The 6,482-nt window shown below is 34.0% G+C and carries 6 protein-coding genes; 3 read left to right on the forward strand and 3 right to left on the reverse strand.

Annotated elements, in window-relative coordinates:
* Positions 1-151 precede the first annotated feature (151 nt).
* Positions 152-430, reverse strand: coding sequence for an AN1-type zinc finger domain-containing protein (locus KKA81_16200; protein ID MBU2652469.1), 279 nt, complete (start codon positions 428-430; stop codon positions 152-154).
* Between the two features lie 573 nt (positions 431-1,003).
* Between KKA81_16200 and KKA81_16205 the strand changes: the two genes are divergently transcribed.
* From KKA81_16205 to KKA81_16215, 3 genes are all read left to right on the forward strand, one after another.
* Positions 1,004-1,360, forward strand: coding sequence for a hypothetical protein (locus tag KKA81_16205; protein MBU2652470.1), 357 nt, complete (start codon positions 1,004-1,006; stop codon positions 1,358-1,360).
* Positions 1,341-1,712, forward strand: a complete 372-nt coding sequence (locus KKA81_16210) for a DUF2283 domain-containing protein (protein MBU2652471.1) — start codon at positions 1,341-1,343, stop codon at positions 1,710-1,712. Before KKA81_16205 ends, KKA81_16210 begins: the two co-directional genes overlap by 20 nt.
* Before the next feature lie 126 nt (positions 1,713-1,838).
* Positions 1,839-2,945, forward strand: coding sequence for a site-specific DNA-methyltransferase (locus KKA81_16215; GenBank protein ID MBU2652472.1), 1,107 nt, complete (start codon positions 1,839-1,841; stop codon positions 2,943-2,945).
* On the opposite strand, the gene KKA81_16220 is transcribed toward KKA81_16215, so the two are convergent.
* Complete coding sequence (locus KKA81_16220; protein MBU2652473.1) at positions 2,946-3,620, reverse strand: hypothetical protein; 675 nt, start codon at positions 3,618-3,620, stop codon at positions 2,946-2,948.
* A complete protein-coding gene (locus KKA81_16225) occupies positions 3,598-5,952 on the reverse strand; it encodes a hypothetical protein (protein MBU2652474.1) in 2,355 nt (784 codons plus the stop codon). Before KKA81_16225 ends, KKA81_16220 begins: the two co-directional genes overlap by 23 nt.
* Positions 5,953-6,482: the final 530 nt, after the last annotated feature.

Raw genomic sequence — 6,482 nt, forward strand, 5'->3', positions numbered from 1 at the left:
AAGACTGATGTCTAACAAGAAATATGGGCGTTGACTGAGCTAGTTGAAAATTGTTGAAGAAGCTCGAGGAGAAATCTGAGAGGTTTGGAAACAGAAGAAGACTAGTGAAGTGTGATTAGTGGATTCCTTTGCTTATTGATTTGTTAATTCTTTAAAGATTTCTTTGCGTTTTAGAACCAAATTTTCTCATTCCATAAGGTAGTCTTGGAGATTCACACTCGTGTTTTTCAGGGATTCTATGAGTTTCACAATGGTCTTTATCACAATAAGGACAGTGATATGTGTTGATTAGATTTAGTTTTTTCTTACATCCCTTGAAATTGCAAACACTTTCCCTTTTGATGAGAGATGCCTTTAATGATTTCTCTGCTAGCTTTTTCTCCCTTATCCTTTTCGTTCTGATATCATACCACCAATCAGACAATCTCATTGAGTAATAAGTAATTTGAATTTTTTAATACTTTCCACTAAAATTTAAATACCTCAAAATCTTTTTGAATAAATGGCTAAGAGGGAAAGAAGGCATCGTCCAAGACATGGAAAACGGAGACCTAGATATTCTCTGTTTCAAAAGATAAGCTATTTTTCTAGAAAACATCCAATCTCAATAGGAGTCATATTAATTCTTGCTTCAATTATTTTGTTTAGACTATCATTCACAAATACATTTCTGAATAGTTCCGAAATTTTCATGTGGTCTATGATTGTAAGCCTCTTATTATTCCTTGGAGGTTTTTTTATTCTTATTGGCTGGTGGAGGAATAATATTTCTAATATGACTACGAGACATAATGTTAATTGGAAAAATAGATAGAGAGTATTATTCTTTCCCATCCCCACTCGCTGCGCTCATAATTAACCAGTAAAATCATACTGGAGATTTAGTGGCGTCGATTAGTGGATTCCTTTGCTTATTGATTTGTTATACTAATTTTGAGGGGAGTGGGATAGTTGATAATTCTGTTTTAGAAATAATTAAAATAGGGTCTCTCTTAGATCTAGTATGCTAGATGAACACAAAATAGGGGATAAGATTAAAGTCTCGGAATTCATTAAAAGAGTTAAGCAATTCGGGATAGGGAACATTGAAACGACGGCCCATACATTCTTTAGGTTAAGTCAAAGGCAAAGGAAGATCTATACAGAAGACTCGCTGAAAGAAATAGTATTTAATGAAACTCCCTTAGAGATTGGGGTTGAAAAAAATGGAAACTGTGCAGTAATATACAATTTTGATAAAGGGGAAGCTTTATTAAAAATCATCATTAGTCTTGGTTCTAACAAAATTTATATAGTCACATTTTATATTTTAAATAAGAAGCAAAAGGAAAATTTTGAAAATGGAAAAATCTCTAAATAAGGTTGGTCAGTTTGATTATGATTATGCTAATGATATTCTCTTCTTCAAAGTAAAAGATAGGGAATATTCCCATTCTGTAGAATTATCTAGCCTGGTAATTGATTTTGATGAGGAAAACTTCATAGTTGGTTTACAGATTATGAATGCTTCAGAAGTATTTCAACTATCAAAGAAGATTTTATTGGGGGTTAGTGGCTTTAATATGCAAGCAAAAATTGTGGATGGTGCGATTCAAATAAATCTGTCTTTTGGAATGGTTGAGAGAAACAAGCAGATGATAGAATATAAGCCTATTATTTTCGATAGAGTTGGTCCAGAAGTTCCCGATTCAAAAATATCTTGTATAGCATAGGTTAGTGGATTCCTTTGCTTATTGATTTGTTATATTTGTTTTTTAGGAAGGGAAAGTGTTTTCTTTTGTAGTGCTAAAAAATATTTATATAGTTCATTTACATGATTAAGTTAATAAAGAGGTCAAATGGAAAATCAAGTATTGTCCCTAACTCCTTGGAAGAATTATTCTAAGAAAGATTATCATAAATTGCATTCTTTGTGTAGCTATATGGCGATGTTCCCTCCTTCCCTTCCAAATCATTTTATTAAAAAATATTCTAAAGAGGGCGAGTCTGTGTTTGATCCTTTTTCAGGAAGGGGAACTACTGTATTAGAAGCATGCCTAAATAACAGAGTTGGTATTGGAAATGATAGAAATCCTCTTGCATTCTTATTGACAAAAGTGAAAAGCAATCCTCCGAGCAAACAGAGAATCCTCTCAAAAATAGATAGTTTGGAAAGAGAATTTGATCCTGAGAAAATAGATATTAATCAGGAGAAAGATCATATAAGAATGCTTTTTCATGATTCCACATTAAAACAACTGATTTTTCTTAGGTCCAGATTAGATTGGAAAAATAAAAATCTAGATGCTTTCATATCTGCAATCATAACAGGTTCGATTCATGGCGGTAGTGAAAGCTATTTTTCGATCAGCATGCCTAGTGCATTCTCTATGTCTCCAAATTATATAAAAAAATATATCCAGGAGCATAATTTAGAAAAACCAAGAAGGGATGTTTTTAATATTCTGAGAAAAAAGGTAGAGAAGAATTATCAAAAACCATTGATGGCCAAAGGAAAGGCCTATAATTTAGATGTAGCAAATATCTATAGGCTAGAAGATTCTTCTGTAGACCTTATTATAACTTCCCCTCCTTACACTAAGGTAATAAAATATGGGCAGTTCAATTGGATTCGACTCTGGTTTCTTGGAAAAAATGCAAGAGATGTAGATAAAAAATTGTTTTTCACACAATCTCTTATAAAATATAGAGGATTTATGTTCGGAGCTCTAGAAGAATTAAAAAGAGTTTTAAAACCGAGGAAAAAATTGGTTTTGGTAATCGGAGATATAAAGGAAAAAAATCTTGCCCAAGATATTTGGGAAAATTGTGCTAAACCGTTAGGTTTTAAATTAATGGATAATATTGAGGACAAAATAAATGATAATAGTAAAGTCAGTAAGATTTGGGGACAGAAAAGAGGAAATGTTACTAAGATAGATAGAATTTTGGTCTTGGAAAAATGATTATTGCCTTCTTATGGCTTTGAATTGATCCATAAATCTCTCTTCTATGGTGGAGAGAAATTCTTCCAATAAATTTAGAATATTCTTTGTTATGGGTCTAGAACGATTGTCTCTGCATAAGACTTCAGATTTGTTATTATCCATCCACTTTCTAGCTTCCTCGATGGAACTTACGATGCCCTTTATCCTTCGATCTAGAGATTCTGCATCATATTTCTTTAGTTTTAAAAAAGCGGCTGCTCCCAACCAGGTCTTAGGTTCCCTGTGGTCCTTACAAAACTTTTCAAAAACAGAATTATCAATAAAAGGAACAAGTGCATCATATTCATATAAGTTCTTCTTTTTAGAATCTGTTTCTATCTTGATAAGAGACTGGGCTTTTGCTAATCCTGCAGAAGTAACCTTATAATAATTTGGCTTTACTCTCTCCAGCCAACCCTTTCCCACAACTTTTTGAGTACCTCCAGCCATCACCTCATTCATAACCCTTTTGTGATCGGGATAGTCTGCTTCATAACCTCTAAGGCCCCACCTGTTTTTATTCGGACTCCAAGCCTCCACAGTTAATTCCCATTCAGTAAACTCTTTTTTTCCAGAATTATTTATTTTAGCAGCTGCGAGGAGGACTTCTTCCGCAGAGGTTAGATTCTGATTACTCCTCATCTTCTTCTCCACCCACTAACTCTTTTACTAAAATATAGGCCTTGTCTAAGAAACTAGCAGTTTCCATTTCTGCATTGGCTATTCCATTTCTAAATTCATCCATATTGAAACTATCTCCTCCAACATCATCTTCCATTTTCAACCTTTTTAGAACTTCAAAACATTTTAGAGTTAAAAATTGTTGGAATGTTGGTGAACCTATTTTCATGAATCCCCCCTCCCCTCTGGATCTAGCCTTCCTCGATTCTTTGCTATCTGAATTAATCCAGATTATTCCTTTCCACAAAGGTTCATTATCAATTATTGTGGGATGATCTTCTCCACCTGGATGGGTTCTAGATTCTGCAAGCCGATCTTCACTGTTGGGAGATTCCCTACTACAAAGTAAAATAAGGGGAATATCATTTCCCTTATCTCCCCCTGAACCACTTATTTTTTCTTCTCCTATTTGGACCCTCAGAGTTTTAACTTGATTTTCTTTTGTCCCATACTTTATCCTTACAGTAGCATAACCAGATAGTCCCCCCGCAGTGAATATTCCATCTCGATTAATAGATCCCATCTCGATTTCATCAACATACGTTTCATAAATAAGGTTAGTAAACTCCTGACCCTCTTCACCAAAGGAAGTTATTTTAAGAGGATATCTCTCCCCCTGTTTCAGGACTCTTTCTTGCTCTCCAACTTTGATTTCTTCTATATTCAATATTTTTATATTGAGTGTATTTGACTGGACTTTGCCATCAAGTGTCTCAAAAAATAATCTTACCACCCCTTCTTTTGTGCCTCTTATCATATTATTTCCTACCCATTCCAAATCAGATTTATCTGCACAAGGTACAAGCGAATCACAACTCACTAAAAATTTTTCTTCACCTCTTGTTTCGTAACATTTAATCACTAGAGGGACTGTGGTTCCTAAAGGCAAGAGTAAACTATTTCTTTGAGGCTCCAAGACAATTTCATCTATATTCATTCCCTTTTTTCTTATTGCTCCACTTCTCCTCGTTCTTCCCCCCTCGAAATCATCTCCAGCATCTCCTTCTGTTATGTCTCTTCTTAAAAATTCCCTCATAAGATTTCTTAATTTTTGTAATGTTTCTGAAACTGCATTTTTATCTTCATCCGAATTCTTACTCAGTTGTATCTTATGGATCCTTTTAGCAATTTCAACACATTGGTTGGAAACCCAATGTTTCAGAGATCTGATCAAAGCATTGTCTGCAAGATTCATTCTATCCGAACCTGCTATGGACTCTTCCTCAATAAGATCACAAACTAATGTGCCATAAATAAATGCAGAAGATGTTAAAGAAACCAGATCGGCCATCAGCCAATTTGCAACTACATTTCTCTCATTTTTTATCCTAATTACATTTCTTGCCTTGTGTCTATCTGAAAGTCTTAGATTTTGTCTACTTGTTTTTAAGATTAAATTATTGTTTTCTGGTACCTTGAATCTTAACTCAATCTCCTCAGAAGTTTCAGGATCTATAAGTTTGGATGGAATTGGAATTGGCTCCAAATCCTCTAATCCTTCAAAAGAGGGAAGATCAGAAACTTTCAATTTTTCTGGATAGATTAGTTTTGATCCTTTCATTACCCAGACATTGCAAGTGTCTAAGGTTAAAGATGCTTGAGCGTGCTGCATTATGTTATCTGGTAGAGAACTAAAGATTTTTAGGCGACCTGGCCTATGCAACTTTTGCCAGTCTCTTACCCTCATTAATGAGACAAGAGTGAAAGATCTTCTTTTTTCAAAAACCTCTTGGGCTTCTTTTGGAAGGGAACTTATCTCAATTCCATAAACGCTTAATTCTGAATTTAGCACTAATTGGTGGTCTTGTTCTACATAGTTTTTTAATTCTTTTCCAGACTTCTTGAAGATTCCTGCATGATATTTTAATTTAGGTTCATCATTTAGGAATCCCCACTTATTTATTTTACAATCTCTATACCCGCACATACTAGACAATTTATTGCACCCTCGAACCATAAAAGATTTTCCCCCATTACCATAACCTGCTTCAATGTCACTAGACATTTCTTTCCTATTGGCTGTCCTGCTTGACCAGGTTTTCCATCCCTTGAAATCTGCTAGAGCAGCGCCCGCAAAATCAAGAACGCCTAAGTTTTCTCCATCTTCAGATATGATTATGATTATCTGCCGATCTTGTGATTTTTTAACGTTTAACCTGGCATAATGGTCTTTACTATTTTTTATTAATTCAGGCAGGCCATCTTTTACACTCTGAAATTTTCCAGATAGCTGCTCTAAAGTATGCTCTGCATCAATTGAAATATGATCTTCAGGTGAAAAAAATTGATTTGATTTGTTCGCCATTACAAACTAAACCCCTGGCGTTTATTTTTATGTTTATTGAATTCAGATTGAACATGTTTCCATTCCTCGTTAATTGCAGAGAAGATTTTCTTTATTTGTTCATCATTATAGGAATAGTTCCCTTGATTTGAGCAATTCCTTAAAAGTCTCATTTGGTTGAGGATATTCTGAACCCTTCTGCCTGCAACATTCTTGAATCTCTCATCCTTTGATTTCCTTTCCACATTTTCTTTATTGTTCTTTCCAAAGACCATGAGGTGGTTAAGAAATGTCCATATATAAATATTCCTATTATGTAGCATATAGGTTAATTTTGTATTATATATATCTGATATATATTTGAAATGTAGTTATCTCTTTTTTCTAGAAGAAGTTTGCTCTTCATCAAAACTTAAAAACCAGTTCTTCTGTGAATTTAAATGGAAGAGATAATGAGGAGATTTTGGGAGTGAATTATATCTCTGATGGATTAATTGGTTCTAAACTAATATTACAAGAATCTTTTTCTTCCCCATCTATGTATAATATAA

Source organism: Bacteroidota bacterium, assembly GCA_018831055.1.
In the GTDB taxonomy this organism is placed as follows: Bacteria; Bacteroidota; Bacteroidia; order Bacteroidales; family B18-G4; genus M55B132.